We start from the raw sequence: 18,337 nt of genomic DNA, 5'->3' as shown, positions 1-18,337 counted from the left end.
CGATTCCCCCCTCAGCGCCGCCCGAAACCAAAAACCGCCCGCAATCTGGCCTTCCCCAGGGTTATCGACCCCGCGGAGCCCCCGATCCGACCCGAGCGACACGTGTCGAATTCGATCGCCACAATCCGAAGGCACTTGACCGTCGCACTCAGTCGCAACCTCCAGCGATGTCCATGCTGCTCCCGGATGAAGGATCGATAAAATCCACAAATTTGTGACGCAGTAAGATTAACAGGCCGTTGAAAAAGGCCCTGGCGCATAGGCCCTTGTCGTGATTCACTCGCTTTGTGGCGATTTGGAGCTGATGGATGCGCGGCGGCGATGTGAGGACATCGGTGACGGCCGAGCTTACGTGCCATCTCGTTGATCGGCACCTTGCGCTCGACTAAATGATGCAGGCGCCGCCGATCGGCGAGGGTCAATTGCGAATAGTGCACAACAACAAGCTGTGGCGTAACCAGCAACAAGAAACTGGAGAGCGGTTTTCCGGTGACGCTCGAAGCTTTCCAAAGAAGAATGGCCACCAATATAAACCCCGTTGGGAAGATGTCTGCTGACATCCCTACTTCTGCGAAACGTATGGCACGGGCGCGGACTTGCGCGCAGCCGTCGGGCGCTCCACCAGAATGGTTGTTCGCGGGAGATCGTACGCCACGCTCAACGCTTTGAGCTCGTCGTCCAGGCGCTTGTCCGCTTCGTTGAGGCGGTGATGAAGGCGATGGTAATCCGTCCAGGTCGGCGTCCGGAAGCTCTCGAGCCATCGCGAAGGCTGCTGAACGTCGCGCGTGAGTGTCCACTGGCGTGCACCGACGCGGCTTTGAACCAGCCGACGCCTGCGCATGATTTCAAGAAAAAGGTCAGCATTCTCGTCCGCCACAGCGTATTCTGTCGTGACCAGGATCGGGCCACTTCGCGGCTTCAGATCAAGTGCCGGCACAGGCGCATCGAAAGCGCCGGAGGCTTCGAGCTCCGACTCCAGGCGGTTGCTGATCGGGAGCTTGAGCCCAAGTGCCGCAACAACCAAGGAGGACGCAGCAGAACATGCCAGGGACAGGGAGAGGGAATGATTTTCCGCGATAATTCCCCAGAGCCAACTGCCCCCGGCAATCCCCCCATAGGTGAAGGCGCTGTAGATGGAAATCGTGCGACCCACGACCCAACGTGGGCTTGCCAACTGCACATTGACGCCGAACCCCGACCATCCTGTCACCCAGCCTGCGCCCCCGAAGGCAAGGCAGACTGTTGCGATGATAAGGGAGGACGTCAGAGCAAGTGAGATGGCACATGCCGCACACGCGACGCATGCCAGAACGATCAGCAGCTCCTGCGTGACCGCGCGCCTGAGTGGTGGGTTCACGAGCCCCGCGACCAGCGCGCCGGCGCCAAAGCCCCCCATGAGAATACCGTAGTCGATCGGCCCGCCCTTCAAAAGGTCTCTCGCGACGAGCGGCAGGAGCGCCAGCATTGAGGTTCCGGTCAGCCCGAAGAGCGTCCCGCGGACAATGGTCGCCTTGATTTCGGAGGATATCGCGGTGAAGCGCAGGCCATCATAGATGGCCGTCATAAGCGCTTCCCGGGGGAGGGGCGACGCTTTCACGGTCCACGTGTTTCGCCACAGGGCGGTGAGGGGCGCGACGAAGCCGAGGGTGGTGAGCGCGAATGTGACGAGCGGCCCGAATACAGCAACGATGATGCCGCCGAGGGCGGGACCAACGCTACGGACCGTGTTGAAGCCGACGTTAAGAAGTGTCACGGCCGACGGCAGATGGCGGCGCTCCAGCATATCGCCAAGCGAAGCGCGCCAGGCAGGATCGCTGAGTGCGATACCGCAGCCGTCAAGGAAACTGAACGCCAGGATCATCCATGGATCGGTGATGCCGAAGGCCATGAGGATCGTCAGCATCGCCGAGGCCGCCATCATCAGGCTGCGACCGACGATCATGACCATGCGCCTGCTGTAGTTGTCGGCGATCGCGCCAACGAAGATCGCAAGAAAAAAGGCTGGCAGCGTGGATGAGGCCTGAACGAGGGCAACCATGACATCGGACGTCGAAACCGTGGCCATGAGCCAGCTGAGCGCTACCGTCTGCATCAGCCAGCCCAGGCTCGAAAGCTGCGACGCGAAGAAAATCGAACGGAAAGTCGAATTCTTCAGTGGCGCCAATAACCCTATGGATGCTGTCTCTTCTATTGAAGGCATGTCATTCAGTCTCTTTCGGGCGGGTCACTTCGGCCGTGCTTGACGGGCGCCATTCGGCGATGAGGGAAAGGAGTCGTACTTCGGTCTGCCATCATTTGTCGCCTGCCCAGTCGACGCTTTGTCCAAGAGTTCGCGGGCCAGGTTTCGACGCGTGGCGGCAAGGCCGGAATCGAAAACCGAGGGAAAAGCGGCTGTCGTCGAGCAGGGATCGACGACAGCCGAGCGAACCTGGATGGCAGGGGTTGATGCCACTCCCAGGCCAGGAGCTGTGTTCGGCTTGCGGCTAGTCTCCACAGTCTGAACCGTGAGGTTTTGTTTCTGGCCGACGCCATTATGGGACCGTTGCCGCTGCTCGATAAATGGCCTCATCGCAAGATCACCTCATGGACGCGAAAAGCGCGCGACCGGTTGGCTCCGGGTCCGTCGCGCGTCTGTTGTGCGCTCAATCACAAGATCAGTTTCCGGAGGCTTGTCACTCATATGCAAAGCGGCGAGAAGCTGTACGACTTCCTGATCCGACGGGGAGAGACGATGATGCAAACGCAGGAAATCCATCCAGGTCGGCGTGCGGAATGTTTCTGTCCAACGGGAAGGCTTTCGAAGATTTCGCTGGAGCGTCCAGTCACGTGCGCCTGCCCGGGCCAGGGCGTATCTTCGAGTGCGCATGTGATCGAGGAAGATGTCCAGGTCGCTGTCGTCTATGGCATATTCCGTCCTCGCTGCAATCGGGCCGCTTCGGGGCTTCAGATCAAGCGCCACAGCTGGCGCCGGATAAACCGAGCCCTGCTGATCTGCCTCGGCCGCCAGATGCACCGGCAGGACGAACCCTGATGCGGCGACGAGTAACAGGGCCGCTGCGGCAAGTTCGAGAGAAGATGCAAGCGAATAGGTCTGGGCGACGGTGCCCCAGATCCAGCTGCCGGCTGCCATGCCGCCGGAGAGGAATGCGTAATAGATAGAGAGCGTACGGCCGACGACCCAGCGCGGACTTGCCAATTGCACCCAGACGTCGAACCCGGTCCAGGTGATGACCCAGCCGGCGCCTCCGATGACAAGCGCAAGTGTCGCCAAAGGTACTGAGGAGGTGAGGGCAAGTGAGATGCAACAAAACGCGCAAGCGATGGAAGCGATCGCCATCAGCCATTCCTGAGGAATCAATCTCCTTAAGAGCCGGTTGGTCAGCCCGGCGATGCAAGCGCCTGTTCCGAAACCAGCAAACAGTATGCCGTAGATGATTGGGCCGCCGGCCAAACGATCGCGGGCGACAAGCGGCAGAAGGGCAAGTATGGCAATAGCGGCAAGGCCGAAGAGGGTGGCACGTATGATCGCCGCCCGGATGTCGGAAGAAAGCGCCGTGAACCGCATTCCGTCATGGATTGCTGTTGAAATTCGCTCTGCAGGCAGCGGAGACTTGCGGACGTGCCACTTGTTGCGCAACACCGCGCCGAGAGGCGCTAAGTTGCTGCAGGCGGCAAAGAGAAAGGCCGCCAACGGACCGAGGAACGCGAGAATGGCCCCGCCCAAAGCCGGTCCAACGCTGCGCGTCATGTTGTATCCGACCGACATAAGCGTCACCGCAGCCGGAATATCTCGCTTGTTGAGGATATCGCCCACGGAGGCATGCCAAGCGGGGTCATTCAGCGCAAAGCCGCAGCCTGCGATAAATCCCAGACCTAGAATGAGCCAGGGACTGACGAAGCCGAAGGCGGCAGCAATCGCCAGTACGATGGAAGCGAGCGCAATCAATGAGAGCCCGGTGATCATGACCAATCGGCGGCTATAGGTGTCGGCGATCGCTCCGGCGGGAATGGAGAGTATGAATGCCGGAAGCGTCGTTGAAGCCTGCACAAGCGCGACCATCAGATCCGAAGCGGAGATCGTCGCCATGAGCCAACTGATCGCGACGGTTTGCACCAGCCATCCCAGGTTGGCGACTTGCGTGGAACTCCAGATCGAACGGAATGCTATACTGCGTAGCGGATCAAGGGTGGTTGGGCCGCGCGCGGTGACGTCTTCGATCTGCATTCTTGATGGCTCTGAGCTTCGCATCGACACGGTGACGCCACAGACTATCCGCAACTCGGATACGAATTCCGGCGTTATCGAGGTTCTTGGCGCAGGAACCCTGCGTTGAGCGGGAGTGTATCAGCCAGTCCGATTAGTTCTAGCACGTTGCTGGCTTATTATTGAGCCTGTATGCCGTTTTTCCTTCCTGAACGATTATTCCTTCGGAAGTGCGTACCGGAGCACGCGCAGTTCCTCCTCATCGTTGAGGGAAATTTCCAACACACGATTGACGAAATCATCGTCGTCGTCGAGTTCGGCCAAAGCCTGTTCGAACAGCTCGATCTGCATCTCGAGGTCCATACCGGACGGGCCATTTAGGCAGATCAGCCCGGCATGGATGGCAACGTCGGCATATTGCCCATTCGTCTCGGGCTTGTCTTTGGGCCCGCGGAAGTCGACCAAGTTATTCGTGACGAACGTCCAGTCGCCCTCAAGAATGATCGGTTTGAGCTCCCAGTCTTTCAGGCCACCCAGTTTTCATCCAGACGACATGGCTCGTTTCACCATAACCTTTTTCCAGCGCCATCTTAGCCAGTTCAGGACTGAGGCACTCATCAATCAGAAACTTCATCCAGCCTTCCTACGACGGGGGACGCGACGATCTGTCACGATGACCGTTCCTTCGGGAAGATCTCCCAGGACACGCGGCCGCCCACGCAAAGGGTTAGCTTCCGCGTAGATCGTCGCGAGCCTGATCTTCTCTCTGTCCAGGCTAGGCCAGGTTTCGAGAATGCGCTCCGTTGAATGGCCTGCGGCCACGGACGCGGCAATATCGTAGACCGGAATGCGGGTGCCTCGAATGACGGCCGTCCCGCCAAGGATGTCGGGCGATGATGTCACGGCTTCTCGCGCCGCGGCAAGGTCGTCCAGCCGCTCGCTCGCGCCCCTCATAAAGGGCATGAGATCGATCGTCAGAAACTCTGTGGTGCACGGTCCAGTCTTCACGCAATAGGGGGGGACCACGGGAGGGTGCGGGCTCTTGCGAGCCGGGCCTCTGCCGTCCGGATAGTAAATAGGCGTTCTTCCGAGGTGAGGCGGCGGGCGCTTTCGAAGTAAAAGGCGATGAGCGAACAGGCTCCGGCCAGGACATGACGCCCGTTGTCGAGGGAGACGAACGCTTCCGGCAAGATGTGCTCGTCGATAACGCGATTGACGTCGCGCAGGCTCACGCGCGAGACAACGGCAGCCTCGCTCGCTTCAGCATTTCCGCAACTGCGGGCATGTGGGCCTCCTGTTAATTCTTCCGGTGTGTCGGAATATATAATTTGCTGCGGTTATATCGAGGGAACGCTGCGCCAGCGTTACATCGAATGCTGAAACGTCGGAGCAGACTTGGCGCAACCGCTTAGGCCAGCGGCGAGCTCCATGCGCCATTTCGCTCCTTATGGTGTCCTGTTGCGGAATTCCGCATTCTCCTTTATCTTAGGGCCGTACGAAATTCCGGACACCCGCCAGTAGATGAGCGATATTCCGCATGGGCACTACGATTTTCAACACCCTTGGCGAGCAACTGCTGGCCGCTCGTAAACAACGCGGTCTCAGCCAGCCTGCACTTGCGACAAGGCTCGGCCGGGACCGGGCGCGAATATCGGAACTCGAACGCGACCTCGCGACCGATCGTCGGGGTAGGGACCGACTGACGCTGTTTGCCGAAATCTGCGATGCCCTCGACCTTGTGCCGGTCCTGCTGCCAAAGTCCCGGATCGGGGAAGTAAGGCAGCTGATTGGCGATGCTGGGGACCAGCTGAATAAAGGTACGGCGGTGAGCGCATTTGAGGAACTTTTCATCGATCTCGATGAAGACGACAATGGGGAACCGTAATGACGAAATCATCGGCGATCCTCGGCGTCCATCTTCTCGATCAGACACTCGGGAAGGTTAGGGTAGGGACCCTGACGCGCGATAGTGACGGCGCGGTCGCGTTTGTCATTGCGGAAACGTTTTTGCGAGATGCAAGGCGGCCAATTTTCAGCCTGGGTTGGTTCGATCCTGACGATGACGAGGGCACACGCAATCGTCTGGCGCGACGTGGCGACAAAATTGGGCTTCACGGCACATTGCCCCCATGGTTTTCAGGATTGCTTCCCGAGGGCGCCCTCAGGGATCTCGTGTTGAACGAAATGGGGCCTGGCGATCACGACGAGTTCGACGTCCTGACCCGCCTTGGTGGCGATCTCCCTGGCGCAATCCTCGTCGTACCGGAAACCGCGATCCCAGCGTCAGCTGGGCCAATCACCATCGAAAAGGTACATGGCGTGGATGTCGCGCTGCCCGACGGCGCGGTCAAATTCTCGCTCGCTGGTGTGCAGCTCAAGTTCACCGCCAACGTCGAGGGCGACAGATTGACGGTTCCCGGTCGCGGTAACACCGGCCGCTGCATCATCAAGGTGGCAAGCGAGCGATACCCAGGGCTGCCGGAAGCTGAACATGCGGCCATGCAGATGGCAAGGACGATCGGCGTGCGAACAGCAAACTGCCGGCTTGTCTCCAGCACCGCTATCAACGGCGTCCCTGCGGAACTGTTGGCTCATGGTGAGCGCGTTCTCGTCGTCGATCGCTTCGACCGTGCCGACGATGATCGTCGCATCCACATCGAAGACGCGGCCCAAATTCTGGGAGCGATAGGCGATCGAAAATATACGATGGCGACGACCGAGACCATCATCAACATGGTGCGCCGCTTCAGCACCGACCATCGTGATGACATATTGGAAGCTATCCGCAGGGTCGTTGCAGACGTGCTTTTAGGAAATGGCGACAACCATCTCAAGAACTGGTCTTTCCGTTTCCCGGCACCTGGCGAAATCCGTTTGTCGCCGGCCTACGATATCGTCCCGACCGTTCTTTACATGCCGTCCGACACTATGGCGCTGAGGTTCATCAAAACCCACAGCTTCGAAAGCGTGAACCTGCATCGCTTTGAGAGGGTCGCGAGTTTTCTTCGTCTGGACGCGAAGCTGATCACACGCGAGGTCGTGGCGACAGTCAGGCTTGCGCTGGAGCATTGGCCGACAATGGCACCTGAACTGCTCGGTGAAAAGAAAGCAAGCCAGCTTCTTGATCGCCTCGGGACTCTGACCCTGGTGGACGAAGTGCGGCGTCAATCGTAGTCTTTGGCTCACGTCGGTCCGGGCCTTGCACTCTCTCTAATTCGCCCCTATGTTTGGAGGTGAATTAGAAAGGGCAATAGGATGGAACATCTGACAACGGCACAAGCGGCTTTTGTGGTTGGTGCGCCTCTAGACACTTTCAAAAAGGTTGTCGAGCGCGCGCCGATCAAGCCGCAACTCGTGAAGCGAGGCGGTCGGAATATTAGGCAATTCGGTCAAGCCGAGCTGGTGTTTCTCCATGCCTATGACGAACTCAAACAAGCGCTGACACCCAAGAGCCAGTCCGAATTCTACGAGGCGTTGCGAAGCTCTCTCAAACGCGGTCTCGCGAAGGAGGTCGTGTTCGGTAAACAGCGTTACGACATTGGTCAGCACTTGGTCTTCGTCGAGCGTAAGCTGAAGGAACTCGACAAGCTCAGTGCTCAAATCGACCTATCCGGCAAGGAACCGCTAATCCGGGGAACGCAAATCGAGGCGCATCGGATCGCCGCTCTCCTCGACGCCGGCGCGACTGTCAAAGATGTCATGCGCGACTATCCCTCTCTGAAGGAACAACAGATCGTTGCAGCGCGAGTCTATGTGGAGGCGCATCCGAAGGCAGGCAGGCCATATCCGAAGAAAACGGCAAAGGCCGCCATGCGAGCCGCCGATCTTAGTGCGCTGGATGATTGAGCTTGAAATATCTGCTCGATACCAATGTTCTGAAAGAGATAGGTCGACCCGTGCCGCACGAAAATGTGGCGGCTTGGCTCGATACGGTTGACGATACCGATCTCGCGATCAGCGTGATCTCGGTCCGAGAGATCTCGAAAGGCATCGGAAAAAAGCGGAAAACCGACGACGCTGTGGCTAACGAGATCGCCAAGGCGGCCGATGCCATCTTCGCAGCCTACGATGGCCGTATCCTTCCTGTCGATGAAGCTGTCGCTCGCCGCTGGGGGCAGATGCTCGGACACTCCGACAAGAACATTGACGACACAGGATTAGCCGCGACGGCGCTGGTGAATGGTCTGGTCATCGTCACCCGCAACGTCGCTGATTTTCAGGAGCGCGGCGTCACAATCATGGATCCGTTTAAGAAGGCGACCAAAGACTCCCGAAATATTGCACGATGAACTTCGTCCATCCATTATGCAGCAATTTCATGTAGTTAGAAAAAATCAGATAAGTTCTATTATGGAACTTGCCATGAATCCGACTTTGTGCGGACGAACGGATCGGAGGCTGGTGGGCGTGTCTGAAAATCGGCTGTTGATGCTAAAAGAGCTGGCGATGTAAGTGAAGCATCTCTTTTGCTTCGTTACTGAGGAGCGATGGCCCTGGATAAACTCTCATCTCAACAAGCAGGTACGCTGGGCGAGCTGTTGACTTAGCGAAGCTCAATACTCTGGGGCTTGCCGCATACATGAGTCCGGAAGGCGCACCCGGCCACGATGTGATGGTCGTAACAGACGGACAGCTACGGTCAGTCGAAGTAAAGACACGGCAGTTCCTCAGGCGGCCGACAGAGATCACGCGGTGGCCTATGGACATGGAGACAAAGGGCGTTGCTGACTTCATCTTCATCGAACTCGACCTGAGAACGATGTCGCCAACCTTCTTTGTCCTAACGAACGCGCAAGCTCGCGCGACGTTCAGAGACTACATCGGTGGAGGAAACTGCTATCCGCCGGAGGTCCGCAAATTAATCCGCCCTAATGACTTTTCGGCGCTCGCCCCAAGCGCGTCTTCGACCGCCATTGCGACCGAAATTCCGTCTGGTACATATGTTTATCCGAACGGAGGGAATCTGATGAAAATTTATCGAGCGGAGTTCGGGGATACCAAATACAAGGATATCCCGCTGACCGGGGACGATATCGGCGAAATGAAGGAGGAAGCTTGCGAGGCTATGCGCGGTTCGGCGATAAAGGCAAGAAGCCGCCCTTCATGGCCGCCCTGCTTGACGAAAACGATCACGTGATCGCTCGATTCGAGGTTCGGCCAGCGGTGCCTGGAAGCGGAGAAAAGGCATTCGAGGTGCCGCCGCAACTCTGGTCGGATAAAATGCCGGGAACTCCTTCGCCTGCGATTCTTAAGAACCTGTAAGAGCGGGGACGCTACCGAGGAAGCCTGCCCGACTTCCATTCGCAGTCGCCTTTCACCCCGCACTCGCAGCGGAGCTTCGGCAGCAAGTTGGCGATGACCGTCTGCTTGCCATGTTTCCGCGCGATCTCCCATCGGTCGACAGGGGCAACGCGGTCACAGCTCCTACAGCGAATCGCGAGCGTGTTCCATTCCGGGAGGTTCGCGAATGTCCACTTCTGGTCTTTGAGAATCTCCGGATACGGATCTGGCCCGATCTTTGTGCGAGGCGGCGACAATGGAGCCGGAGGATCGGGCGCGAGCTCGCAGCTCATGCGATGCCTTCCGTTCATGTGGACGATGTATTTGCCGGGGCGCTCCCGGATAGCGGCCTTCAGCGCGGCGACCGAGACCGGAAAGCTCGTCGAGGAGGCGATGACTTCAACGATAGAGCCGCCGGATTCAGGCGGGTCGTCCCAGACCTCTATTCGGTATGGATGGCCCGTGCCTGGCGGCTCCGGCGCGGTGTATTGCACGTCGTCCTCGCTTCTCACCAGTTGGATGCCCTTGCGGTGCCTCATGTCGAGAACGAAACTAGAACACGCTTTCGCTGTCAATTGCTGTCGTCCCAAACAAATCCGAGTTGCACTTGCGCAGTAACACGCTATCGTCGCCAAGGTTGTGCGATGACATCGGGGGGCGAATGTCGAAAACTCTTTCAAATCTGTTTGTCGTAGTCGGCGGGGTCGGGGTCGTTGGTTCCGTCTTCTGGTGGTATTCATTTTACACACAGGTCTCCGAGTTCCTTGGTGCTCGTGGGAGTCTGCCTAGCGAGTGCATCTACACGCTTGGCGGAGCCTGCGGCATGGTGAGCAACGCCGCCAACACCTTTGGCGCGACAGCCTACGACCCAAAGGCTTTCTGGCTGTCTATCGGAATCCTTGCGGTTGGGGTCATTTTACGTCTCATTCCCGATGGCAACAAAGACCACTTAGGATATCAACAGCGGCCAAAGCACAAGGATCCGTCCCTCTAACCCGAATATCTCAAAGTAAGAGGTGCATCGAGCCTGAGAATCTGAGAAACTGCTTTTGCTACAAAGGCTTACCAGATTTATTAAGGAGGCCCGATGCAAACACACTGTATCTCCGCACAGTTCGAATTTGAAGGCTTCGACGGCCACAAAGTGGTCGCCGGTTTCGACGGCGGCGCGATCACCTCGGATGCCGGTGCGCTGCTGCTTCGCCACGTCGACGGGGCCATCGGGTTGTTCGACCGGGTGGCCGCCTGCTTCGTCGATGGCCGCGATCGCAAGTGCACGGTCCACAGCGTGCGCACGCTGATCGGCCAGCGCATTGCGGCAATCGCGCTGGGCTACGAGGATGTCGACGACCACGACACGCTGCGCCAGGACCCGGTGCTCGCACTGTTGTCGGAGCGGCTGATGCCGAAGCGGCAAGACTGCGCGGTGCTTGCCGGCAAATCCACATTGAACCGGCTGGAGCATGGCCGCCCCGACGCACCGACGCGCTATCACAAGATCGCGTATGACCAAGGCGCGCTGGAATCGCTGTTTGTGGACGTGTTCCTGGACGCCCACGACGGGCCGCCGAACGAAATCGTGCTCGATCTCGACGCCACCGACGATCCGCTGCACGGCAATCAGGAAGGGCGGTTCTTCCACGGCTATTATGACGGCTATTGCTATCTGCCGCTCTACATCTTCTGCGGCCGGCATCTGCTGGCGGCCAAGCTGCGGCGCTCCAACATCGATGCCAGCGCCGGCGCGGTCGAGGAGATCGAGCGGATCGTCAAGCAGATCCGTGCGCGCAGGCCGAAGGTCCGCATCATCCTGCGCGCCGATTCCGGTTTTGCCCGCGAGGAACTGATGGCCTGGTGCGAGGAAAACGGCGTCGACTATATCTTCGGCCTGGCCCGCAACAAGCGGCTGGAAAGGAAGATCGCCGGAAGCCTGGCGAAAGCTTGCCGCGCCGCCGGCGAAACCGGTCAGGCGGCGCGTGTCTTCCACGACTTCATGTGGGCGACGAAAGGCAGCTGGGCGCGCCGCCGGCGCGTCGTCGCCAAGGCCGAATGGACCACGCAAGGCGCCAATCCGCGCTTCATCGTCACCTCGCTCAAGCTCGATCATTGGGCGGCACGGGCGCTTTACGAGGACCTCTACTGCGCCCGCGGCGACATGGAGAATCGGATCAAGGAATGCCAACTCGATCTCTACGCCGACCGCACCAGCGCCCACACCATGCGCGCCAATCAGCTACGGCTGTGGTTCGCCTCGTTGGCCTATGTGCTGCTCTGCGCGCTACGCCGCCTCGGGCTCGCCCACACCCGGCTTGCCGAGGCGACCTGCGGCACGATCCGCCTGAAGCTCCTGAAGATCGGCGCACAGGTCCGCGTCTCGGTTCGTCGCATCAAGGTGGCGATTGCCTCGGCCTGTCCCTATGCCGCGGAATTTGCCCTGGCCCATGCCCGAATAGGCACTGCGGCCCGATGATGCCGCCGGACCCGAACCCTTCCCGCCAACGACACAGGATACAGCCCCGGCCAAAAAACGCCGCATCACTGCGGCAGTGACCGCTCGCGTCCGCGGCATCGAGCGCTGCGACAGACCACAGCGCCAATACTAACCGAAGACGCTGTGAGAAATGCGGGCTAACGGGCGTGTAAATAAATATCGAGACGATAGACCCCCGCGTTGTCTTGGATCTCGCGCAGTCCCTTGAAGCTGGCGTGCCTCAGCTTCTCGTCGCTAGTCCACCCAAGATATTCGATCTCCGCAATGAGCGTCGGCTGGATCCATGCGACATCGCGCTTTCCGGAGTAGAGGACACGAGGCTGTTTTCGTTTCCACGGCAGCTTGTCCATTGTCGCCTGAAGCTGCGCAGCCTGACGCTCTTTGAAGCCCGTCCCGACCGATCCGACGTAGACCACCTGGTCGCCGCGATACGCGCCCAACATGAGGGAACGGAAGCTGGCTCCCGTCGATCGCTCGCAGCCGACGATAAGCTTTCCGAGGCGATGCACTTGACCTTGATCCAGTCGCCAAGTCGGCCGGAGCGATAGACGCTGTCGAGCTTCTTCGCGATGATGCCCTCGAGTCCGTGTTCGCACGCCGCCCGGATGATATCGGCTCCGGACGCGTCGAAGGATTCCGAGAATTTGATGGCAGCTATTTCGTTGCCAGCGATCAGCTCCTCGAGGAGATGACAGCGCACGCGGAGCTCGGTCTCGGTGAGGTTATGTCCGTCGAGATAGAGTAGGTCAAAGGTCATGAACTGCGCGTTCGAAACCTGCTTCCCGGCTCGGCCGCCAAGCGATGATTGAAGGAGACTGAAATCGGATCGGCCCAGCTCGTCATACATGACCGCCTCCCCGTCGATGATCGCAGACGCTGCCCGAGATCCCGCACTCCTCTTTCTATTTCCGGAAAACGACTGATCCGGTCGTGGCCGCCCTTCGTCAGGATCCTGATGCCCGGCGGCTCGATATGGATTGCGAGACGATAGCCATCCCACTTGATCTCGTATGTCCAATTCTCGCCCTCCGGCGGCCGGGGCTTCAGCAATGCGAGACAAGGTTGGATCCTGCGAGGCATAGGGTCGAGCAGAAGGTTCGGCTGTGCGGGATGGCGACGACGCCGTGGCTTCGACCGGGCCGGACCGTCAGTGTCTTGGAGGAGCGGTTTCGAACGCGGAGGCTTGGACATGGTGCTAATCCAGCCGGAAAAGCGTTAAGAAGCTGATATGAGCCGATTTGAAGAAACCGAAATAGCCCTGACGGATAAGCTTCGGTCCCTGAAGCTGAAGCCCGACATGATGATCAACCTGTTCGACATCGGGGTTCCACTCACCGCGGCAGGATTTACGCAAGATGAGATCATGGCTGTGCTCGTCGCATTGGAGCAGGACAAGGTCATCGAGTTTGCGCCGGGAAACAGGCTTCGGTTCTTGAAGCGACTGCCCTGACGCCCTTAATGCCGGGACTCGGACATCATGTCTCGGTACAAATCGTCCATCACGCCCGGGCAAGCAGGGCGACGTAATGGAGCCGCTTCGAGAGCTCCTGCAGAACTTCCTTCCGCAGATCGACAGGGAGTTTAGAGAACGGTTTCTGAGCATAAATTTCGACATCTCGGGCCATGTGTGACGCAATACCTCCGAAAAGTGATTCGCGGCTCAAGACGAATCACCGTCGAAGGTTCCGACTCATCGGACAAAGAAAAAGGCCACCCCCAGCAAGATGGCCCTGATCTTGGTTTTCTCCGAAGAGATCGGTCGGTAGTGTGCAGCACGCGCAATCAGGCCCCTGACCGTTCGCTTCCCATGCCTCAGTGATGGCTTCTAGCTCGGGATCGACTTCCATGCCGGAGATCGCGAGATTGGCCTTCATCTGCTCGTAGCGCCACTTCTGGGCTTCAGGGCTATGCACACTTCCATGCTCGTTCACTGAAAAGTTGCCATCGAATGTGCCCCACGTACTTCAGCGTACGAGGGCAGATTGGGTGGCAGTGCCGCTTTGATGTTCGCGGGCGTCGTGATGCGAGCGTATCGTGCAGTGGAGACGAGCCGAGGCGACCTCCGAATTTGGCGATCTGCTCGATGTCATCCGCGAAAGCTGTGGTCTGGTCGACTTCCGCGAAGTCGCGGATGAAGCACGTCGCTTCCTCTCCATGCCGCTGCCACCTCCCCAGCTCCCAGGCGCGCAGCGCCAGCCAGCGGCGAAACGCGGCTCCCCGAAGGCCGCGCGTCGACTGTTCGCCATGTCTCAGCCGATCGCCGGCACGCTGCCGAACGATACCTCGCCGGTCGCGGCATTCTGCTCTCCCCGCATGAGCGCGCGCTGCGCTTCCATCCCGGCTGCTACTACAGGGATCTCGTTACGGGCGAGACGCAGACTCTTCCTGCCCCAATTGCCGCTGTCACCGGCCTGCAGCGCACCTGGCTTGATCCTTCGGGTCAGGGCAAGGCGCAACTCGCGGATCCACGCCGCTCGCTGGGGGATATTCTTGGCAACGGCATCTGGCTAGGCCACCAGCCCGGTGCGCCCGTCCCGGTCATGGCCGCCGGCGAGGCCTTCGAGACGATGGCTTCGCTTAAGGTGGTGATGCCGGCGCTGCCGGTGGCCGCCGCCACCTCGGCCAATCACCTCGCCGGCCCGGACTTCCGCTTGGCTGCCGTCGCCTCTACATCGCAGCCGATGCCGACTCTGCCGGCCGGCACGGCATCGAACGTCTCAGCCAGCAGGCGAGTCCGGGATCCTCGCCTTGGTGTTGCGGCCGCAGCTCGGTGACTTCAACGACGATCTGCTTCATCTCGGCCGGGCCCACCTCGCGGCATGGCTCGGCGATCAACTCGTCCCCGACGATGAGGCTCAGCGGCCTTCGACGGTGTCCGACAATTTATGGCTGTTTTGGCGAATTTAGGACGTAGGCTTGTTTAGCCGGCCTCCTCGAAGTTTTCGCTAAGTAACTGAAAGGAAATCTACAATCTATTTGTTAGCGCCAAAATACAAATTGGCATGAACTTTGCCCCGCCGTTGAGAGCCGACGAAGTTGCGTGCCGGGTAGGAGCGAAGCGATCGCTCGGCAAAATTAAAGGGACTGGAATAAATGGGTTTGTTGAACTCCCACGACCCACGATTGCAAGACCCATCTTGCCTCCAAGGAATGGATAATCATGCATTTTATGGCGGAGCACATCCTCACCGCACTTGGCTATCGTCACGGGCCGATTTTCTATGGACGAAGGCGTCGCAATCGCACTCCTTTCGACAGTCTTGCAAGTACGATTCCTGGAGCGACAATAATCTTGTGCCGTTTGGGGTTGGCGGATTTGGCTACATGAGCCAGTGCCAGTTCTATATTGAGGCCGATTTTGATCGGTATCTGACTAGAGTTGAAGCGGGCGATAAACCGATTTGGAAAGGTGTCGCACTGTTAGAGGACGATCTGATGCGCAGGACAGTAATGTTTGCGTTGCGAAGCGGCGGAGTGTTGTTATCCCGCTTCGCACGGGAGTTTGGGGTGCCCTTCGAAAAATACTTTCCCCGCGAGCTTGAAATCTTGAAGGAGACCGACCTGGTATTCATCTCTAACGACGGCGTACTTTCTCTGACTTCCGCCGGCATCATCAATTCAGGCGCTGTGTCTCTGCTGTTTTTCTCGGACCAGGTGCTTGACCGGGTCGCCTACAACGATAGCAGGATAGGGACAAGAAGACCGACGTCTTGGAAGAGCACGATTACTCGCCAGCGGGACGGTACGGCTCAAGTGCGAAAATGCACGCTGTGTTTCGGTGAAGTCGGGGGACCTCGTCAATGACCTTTACCTCGTCCTTTTCCATCCCAGATCGACCCGCCCATCAGGCGCGAAAGATATTTTCTCACCTGGTCGACAGCATCGACCGCAGCCAGGCAAAACGCCCGCTTGGGATTGTCAGCGATTTCGTCGCCGAGCAACTCCCGCACCATATTGCGCAGATCAAAGGGAATGAACGGCCAGATGAAGCGGTTAAGGCGCTTGGGCAGAGCATCAACGCAATGATACGGGGAACAGACTGTGAGGCGCAGCTAATAAATCTGCCCCAGTCCGACTTCGGAGTGGCTAAGACAGACATTCAGTATCTCGTCAATTGTGCTTATCAGATGTCCGCGTTTGCCGGCCTCAGTCCCGTCGATGCGGAGTTGGCGGTAGGAGAACCGTTGATGCGTATTGCACAATTAAGTCGTCAGCGGCAGCCTAGCATTGATGTCCTCTCCTATGAAGACATGATCCTCACCAACCCAGTGGAGAGGGATCCTCGCGTATATTGCCTCGGTTCAGCTGGGGTCGAGGAGCGCGATTTTTGCCTCGGCCATCAACTTATTGAGGGTGACTTACAGTCGGCAATAGAAGCTCTGCTTAAGTTGCGAGACACGGTCGCGGCAGATGCACGCAAGTGTCTATCGCTGTGCATGAAGTCGCTGGAGTCAGCCATTTATGTTTTGGAACGTTTTTATGAACATATGTCGCACGATCTTTTCGAGCAATTTCGCATGTTTTACGGAAAGAACCCTTACAAGGATAGGCTTGGCCCAAGCGGTCGTTTCTCTGCCCGCATCGTGGCGGTCTCGGTTCTTCTGATCGGCGAAGAGCTGTTGCGCCAGAAGCCGCAATTCTACAAGGATGTATATCGGTTGTCGGAATATTATCCTCAAAAATGCATTGACGACGTATTTCGCTGGTTATCGCCAGACAAGGTGCGCGCGAGAACCCAGCCAAGCTGGCTTGAAGGGAAAGCGCCTTTCCCTAAGCTCGCAACGGTCTCGTCCATCGTGGAGCGCCAGAGCAGCGAAATCCGAGAGCTGCACGCGTCCTGTGTTTGTGCGCTGGATCGGTTTACCCGGATGCATCGTCGTGCGGCCCTGAAATATACGGTAGGGCCGGGTCTCCCAATTGTTGGAGTTGATATGTCGGAAAGGATTGAGGATGTGTTGTCGCAGCGGCTGTTAGGGAGCGCACCAAAGCTAGAGGCGGCATTTTCCTCGATCAAGCATATCTCCGACATCAGGCGAAAATGGTCAATGTCTCAAGACGAAGTGGTCTTTCGCCGATTCGAGGTAGGAGATGCTGACGATGTATGGCGGTTGCATCGAAGCGCATCCGACGCTGTTGGTGTACATGGGCCGGAAGGGGCATGGGAGGATGATTTGCGTAATGTCGGGGACGTATATCTAGCCTCAGGCGGAGATTTTGTAGTTGCTCATATTGGCGGCCAACTCGTCGCTATGGGTGGACTGAAACCTGCCGAAGATGATGTTGCAGAGCTGAAGCGGATGCGGGTCGATCCCGCCTTTCAACGACGAGGGCTTGGAAGGAGAATACTTAGTGAATTGGAGCTGCGCGCCGCTGCCCTAGGTTTCAAGTGCATAATGCTCGAAACAACAACCATCCAAGTCGGGGCTCAAATGATGTATGAGACGTCTGGCTATAGTCGCCGCGGTGAGGGGATGTTGCATGGGTATGCCGTGATTTTCTACGAGAAGCGGCTCGCCAGCCAGGATGACTTGTTGATTTCTGCTGAGAAGCGACCCGGGAATTCAGACTGATGGGGTCGTCTAGTCTTACTGCGTCATAAATTGCGGATTTGCCGCGGGCTGTCCATGGCCCTTGTACAGCACGGACATCGTTGCAGGCGGTTGGCCAGGGCCGCAGTCAGGCATCGACGGATGGTGGGGATCGAGGTCGGGACGCGCCGCCCTGGTCGGATCGGAGGATCCGCGGGGGTTTTGGCGCAGATGATGTCGATGTTCAGCTCATAAAGCGCCCGGCCGAACTGCGTCAGGCCGCTCGTCCGGTCCTTCTTCACGGATGTGTCGATCGAAAGACACCATGCTTGTCGCTATAGAAAGCCAGCGGCTTGCCCCATTGCTGCAGATAGGCCTTCGTCGCAGCAGATAGTCGAACGTGTCCTCCGATCCGGCAAACGCAAATGCAGAAGCTTTCCGGCGGCATCGTCGATATAGACGAGCAGGGCGCATTTGGGGCCGCGGTTCTCGAACCAACAGTGATGCGACCCGTCGATCTGCACCAGTACGCCAAAGCAGTCGCGCCGGCCACGCGGCTGGAAAACCCGTTTCTTGCGTTCCGGCGCGAGATCCAGATGCCGGCCTCAGTCATCCATTCGTCCCAATGTCTCATCGAAACCGCAATCCTTTCGAATGGTCTTCCAAAATAGGCCAGGCGCAATGGCCGCGGCTTCCGCAACGGCTCCCTTGTTAGCTTGAGGTTCGGAGTCTCCTGGTCCGCGTAAATTCGGAGATCGCCGCCCATTTGTTCGGCACTTCCACGCCGTGATCAAAAAGGAGAGCACGCTTGGAAGTGTCGATGGCGTTCTCCGC

At 58.4% G+C, this 18,337-nt stretch carries 15 protein-coding genes and 5 pseudogenes; 11 read left to right on the top strand and 9 right to left on the bottom strand.

Annotated elements, in window-relative coordinates; translation table 11 throughout:
• Positions 1-332: 332 nt before the first annotated feature.
• The 6 genes and pseudogenes from QDY28_RS25200 to QDY28_RS25175 form a co-directional block, all read right to left on the bottom strand.
• Positions 333-437 (bottom strand): annotated as a pseudogene (locus tag QDY28_RS25200) (helix-turn-helix domain-containing protein); the annotation flags it as partial.
• A 125-nt stretch (positions 438-562) separates the two neighbouring features.
• Positions 563-2,200, bottom strand: coding sequence for an MFS transporter (locus tag QDY28_RS25195; RefSeq protein WP_184806213.1), 1,638 nt, complete (start codon positions 2,198-2,200; stop codon positions 563-565).
• Between the two features lie 381 nt (positions 2,201-2,581).
• Positions 2,582-4,225: an MFS transporter gene (locus tag QDY28_RS25190; RefSeq protein ID WP_184806209.1), complete on the bottom strand. Its 1,644-nt coding sequence runs from the start codon at positions 4,223-4,225 to the stop codon at positions 2,582-2,584.
• 195 nt (positions 4,226-4,420) lie between these two features.
• Positions 4,421-4,669, bottom strand: coding sequence for a hypothetical protein (locus QDY28_RS25185; RefSeq protein WP_246802376.1), 249 nt, complete (start codon positions 4,667-4,669; stop codon positions 4,421-4,423).
• 28 nt (positions 4,670-4,697) lie between these two features.
• Complete coding sequence (locus QDY28_RS25180; RefSeq protein ID WP_246802375.1) at positions 4,698-4,838, bottom strand: hypothetical protein; 141 nt, start codon at positions 4,836-4,838, stop codon at positions 4,698-4,700.
• Positions 4,835-5,489, bottom strand: a pseudogene (locus QDY28_RS25175) (DUF433 domain-containing protein). Before QDY28_RS25175 ends, QDY28_RS25180 begins: the two are co-directional and overlap by 4 nt.
• A gap of 252 nt (positions 5,490-5,741) precedes the next feature.
• On the opposite strand from QDY28_RS25175, the gene QDY28_RS25170 reads away from it, so the two are divergent.
• From QDY28_RS25170 to QDY28_RS25150, 5 genes are all read left to right on the top strand, one after another.
• The gene (locus QDY28_RS25170) at positions 5,742-6,089 is read left to right on the top strand and encodes a helix-turn-helix domain-containing protein (protein WP_184806206.1); all 348 of its coding nucleotides are present in this window, start codon (positions 5,742-5,744) and stop codon (positions 6,087-6,089) included.
• Positions 6,089-7,378, top strand: a complete 1,290-nt coding sequence (locus tag QDY28_RS25165; protein ID WP_184806203.1) for a type II toxin-antitoxin system HipA family toxin — start codon at positions 6,089-6,091, stop codon at positions 7,376-7,378. Before QDY28_RS25170 ends, QDY28_RS25165 begins: the two co-directional genes overlap by 1 nt.
• Before the next feature lie 81 nt (positions 7,379-7,459).
• The gene (locus tag QDY28_RS25160; RefSeq protein ID WP_184806200.1) at positions 7,460-8,050 is read left to right on the top strand and encodes a DUF433 domain-containing protein; all 591 of its coding nucleotides are present in this window, start codon (positions 7,460-7,462) and stop codon (positions 8,048-8,050) included.
• 2 nt (positions 8,051-8,052) lie between these two features.
• Complete coding sequence (locus tag QDY28_RS25155) at positions 8,053-8,493, top strand: type II toxin-antitoxin system VapC family toxin (protein ID WP_184806191.1); 441 nt, start codon at positions 8,053-8,055, stop codon at positions 8,491-8,493.
• Between the two features lie 410 nt (positions 8,494-8,903).
• The gene (locus QDY28_RS25150) at positions 8,904-9,341 is read left to right on the top strand and encodes a hypothetical protein (RefSeq protein ID WP_184806187.1); all 438 of its coding nucleotides are present in this window, start codon (positions 8,904-8,906) and stop codon (positions 9,339-9,341) included.
• A gap of 136 nt (positions 9,342-9,477) precedes the next feature.
• Here the strand turns inward: QDY28_RS25150 and QDY28_RS25145 are convergent, their stop codons facing one another.
• Positions 9,478-9,978 carry a hypothetical protein gene (locus QDY28_RS25145; RefSeq protein WP_331384114.1) on the bottom strand — a complete coding sequence of 167 codons (501 nt, stop codon included), beginning with the start codon at positions 9,976-9,978 and terminating at the stop codon, positions 9,478-9,480.
• A 167-nt stretch (positions 9,979-10,145) separates the two neighbouring features.
• Here QDY28_RS25145 and QDY28_RS25140 point away from each other — a divergent pair, with 167 nt between their 5' ends.
• Entirely contained in the window at positions 10,146-10,478 is a 333-nt protein-coding gene (locus QDY28_RS25140; protein ID WP_120764207.1) for a hypothetical protein, read from the top strand.
• Positions 10,479-10,571: 93 nt separating this feature from the next.
• Entirely contained in the window at positions 10,572-11,954 is a 1,383-nt protein-coding gene (locus QDY28_RS25135) for an IS1380 family transposase (RefSeq protein ID WP_184806185.1), read from the top strand.
• 158 nt (positions 11,955-12,112) lie between these two features.
• Here QDY28_RS25135 and ligD read toward each other — a convergent pair.
• A pseudogene (ligD, locus tag QDY28_RS25130) lies at positions 12,113-13,166 on the bottom strand (non-homologous end-joining DNA ligase).
• Positions 13,167-13,203: 37 nt separating this feature from the next.
• Between ligD and QDY28_RS25125 the strand changes: the two are divergent.
• The 4 genes and pseudogenes from QDY28_RS25125 to QDY28_RS25110 all read left to right on the top strand — a co-directional run bounded on the left by QDY28_RS25125 (position 13,204) and on the right by QDY28_RS25110 (position 17,545).
• Positions 13,204-13,425, top strand: a complete 222-nt coding sequence (locus tag QDY28_RS25125) for a hypothetical protein (RefSeq protein WP_120764208.1) — start codon at positions 13,204-13,206, stop codon at positions 13,423-13,425.
• A gap of 578 nt (positions 13,426-14,003) precedes the next feature.
• Positions 14,004-14,882 (top strand): annotated as a pseudogene (locus tag QDY28_RS25120) (DUF7146 domain-containing protein); the annotation flags it as partial.
• 417 nt (positions 14,883-15,299) lie between these two features.
• On the top strand, positions 15,300-15,779 hold the full coding sequence (locus QDY28_RS25115; protein ID WP_246802373.1) for a coproporphyrinogen III oxidase: 480 nt from the start codon (positions 15,300-15,302) through the stop codon (positions 15,777-15,779).
• The gene (locus QDY28_RS25110) at positions 15,776-17,545 is read left to right on the top strand and encodes a GNAT family N-acetyltransferase (protein ID WP_285170279.1); all 1,770 of its coding nucleotides are present in this window, start codon (positions 15,776-15,778) and stop codon (positions 17,543-17,545) included. The genes QDY28_RS25115 and QDY28_RS25110 overlap by 4 nt, the downstream gene beginning before the upstream one ends.
• Before the next feature lie 173 nt (positions 17,546-17,718).
• On the opposite strand, the pseudogene QDY28_RS25105 reads toward QDY28_RS25110, so the two are convergent.
• Positions 17,719-18,122, bottom strand: a pseudogene (locus QDY28_RS25105) (ISNCY family transposase); the annotation flags it as partial.
• Positions 18,123-18,337 lie beyond the last annotated feature (215 nt).

Origin of the sequence: Rhizobium sp. BR 362 (genome assembly GCF_036528765.1) — a bacterium.
GTDB lineage: Bacteria > Pseudomonadota > Alphaproteobacteria > Rhizobiales > Rhizobiaceae > Rhizobium.
Note: the sequence above shows the minus strand (reverse complement) of the source record. Positions and strands in the feature narration are given on the sequence as shown.

Bases quoted from the DNA above. Each gene is read 5' to 3' on its own strand.
- QDY28_RS25195 (WP_184806213.1), bottom strand. From the start codon at position 2,200: ATGCCTTCAATAGAAGAGACAGCATCCATAGGGTTATTGGCGCCACTG.
- QDY28_RS25190 (WP_184806209.1), bottom strand. From the start codon at position 4,225: ATGCAGATCGAAGACGTCACCGCGCGCGGCCCAACCACCCTTGATCCG.
- QDY28_RS25180 (WP_246802375.1), bottom strand. From the start codon at position 4,838: ATGAAGTTTCTGATTGATGAGTGCCTCAGTCCTGAACTGGCTAAGATG.
- QDY28_RS25170 (WP_184806206.1), top strand. From the start codon at position 5,742: ATGGGCACTACGATTTTCAACACCCTTGGCGAGCAACTGCTGGCCGCT.
- QDY28_RS25165 (WP_184806203.1), top strand. From the start codon at position 6,089: ATGACGAAATCATCGGCGATCCTCGGCGTCCATCTTCTCGATCAGACA.
- QDY28_RS25160 (WP_184806200.1), top strand. From the start codon at position 7,460: ATGGAACATCTGACAACGGCACAAGCGGCTTTTGTGGTTGGTGCGCCT.
- QDY28_RS25150 (WP_184806187.1), top strand. From the start codon at position 8,904: ATGGACATGGAGACAAAGGGCGTTGCTGACTTCATCTTCATCGAACTC.
- QDY28_RS25140 (WP_120764207.1), top strand. From the start codon at position 10,146: ATGTCGAAAACTCTTTCAAATCTGTTTGTCGTAGTCGGCGGGGTCGGG.
- QDY28_RS25135 (WP_184806185.1), top strand. From the start codon at position 10,572: ATGCAAACACACTGTATCTCCGCACAGTTCGAATTTGAAGGCTTCGAC.
- QDY28_RS25125 (WP_120764208.1), top strand. From the start codon at position 13,204: ATGAGCCGATTTGAAGAAACCGAAATAGCCCTGACGGATAAGCTTCGG.
- QDY28_RS25115 (WP_246802373.1), top strand. From the start codon at position 15,300: ATGAGCCAGTGCCAGTTCTATATTGAGGCCGATTTTGATCGGTATCTG.
- QDY28_RS25110 (WP_285170279.1), top strand. From the start codon at position 15,776: ATGACCTTTACCTCGTCCTTTTCCATCCCAGATCGACCCGCCCATCAG.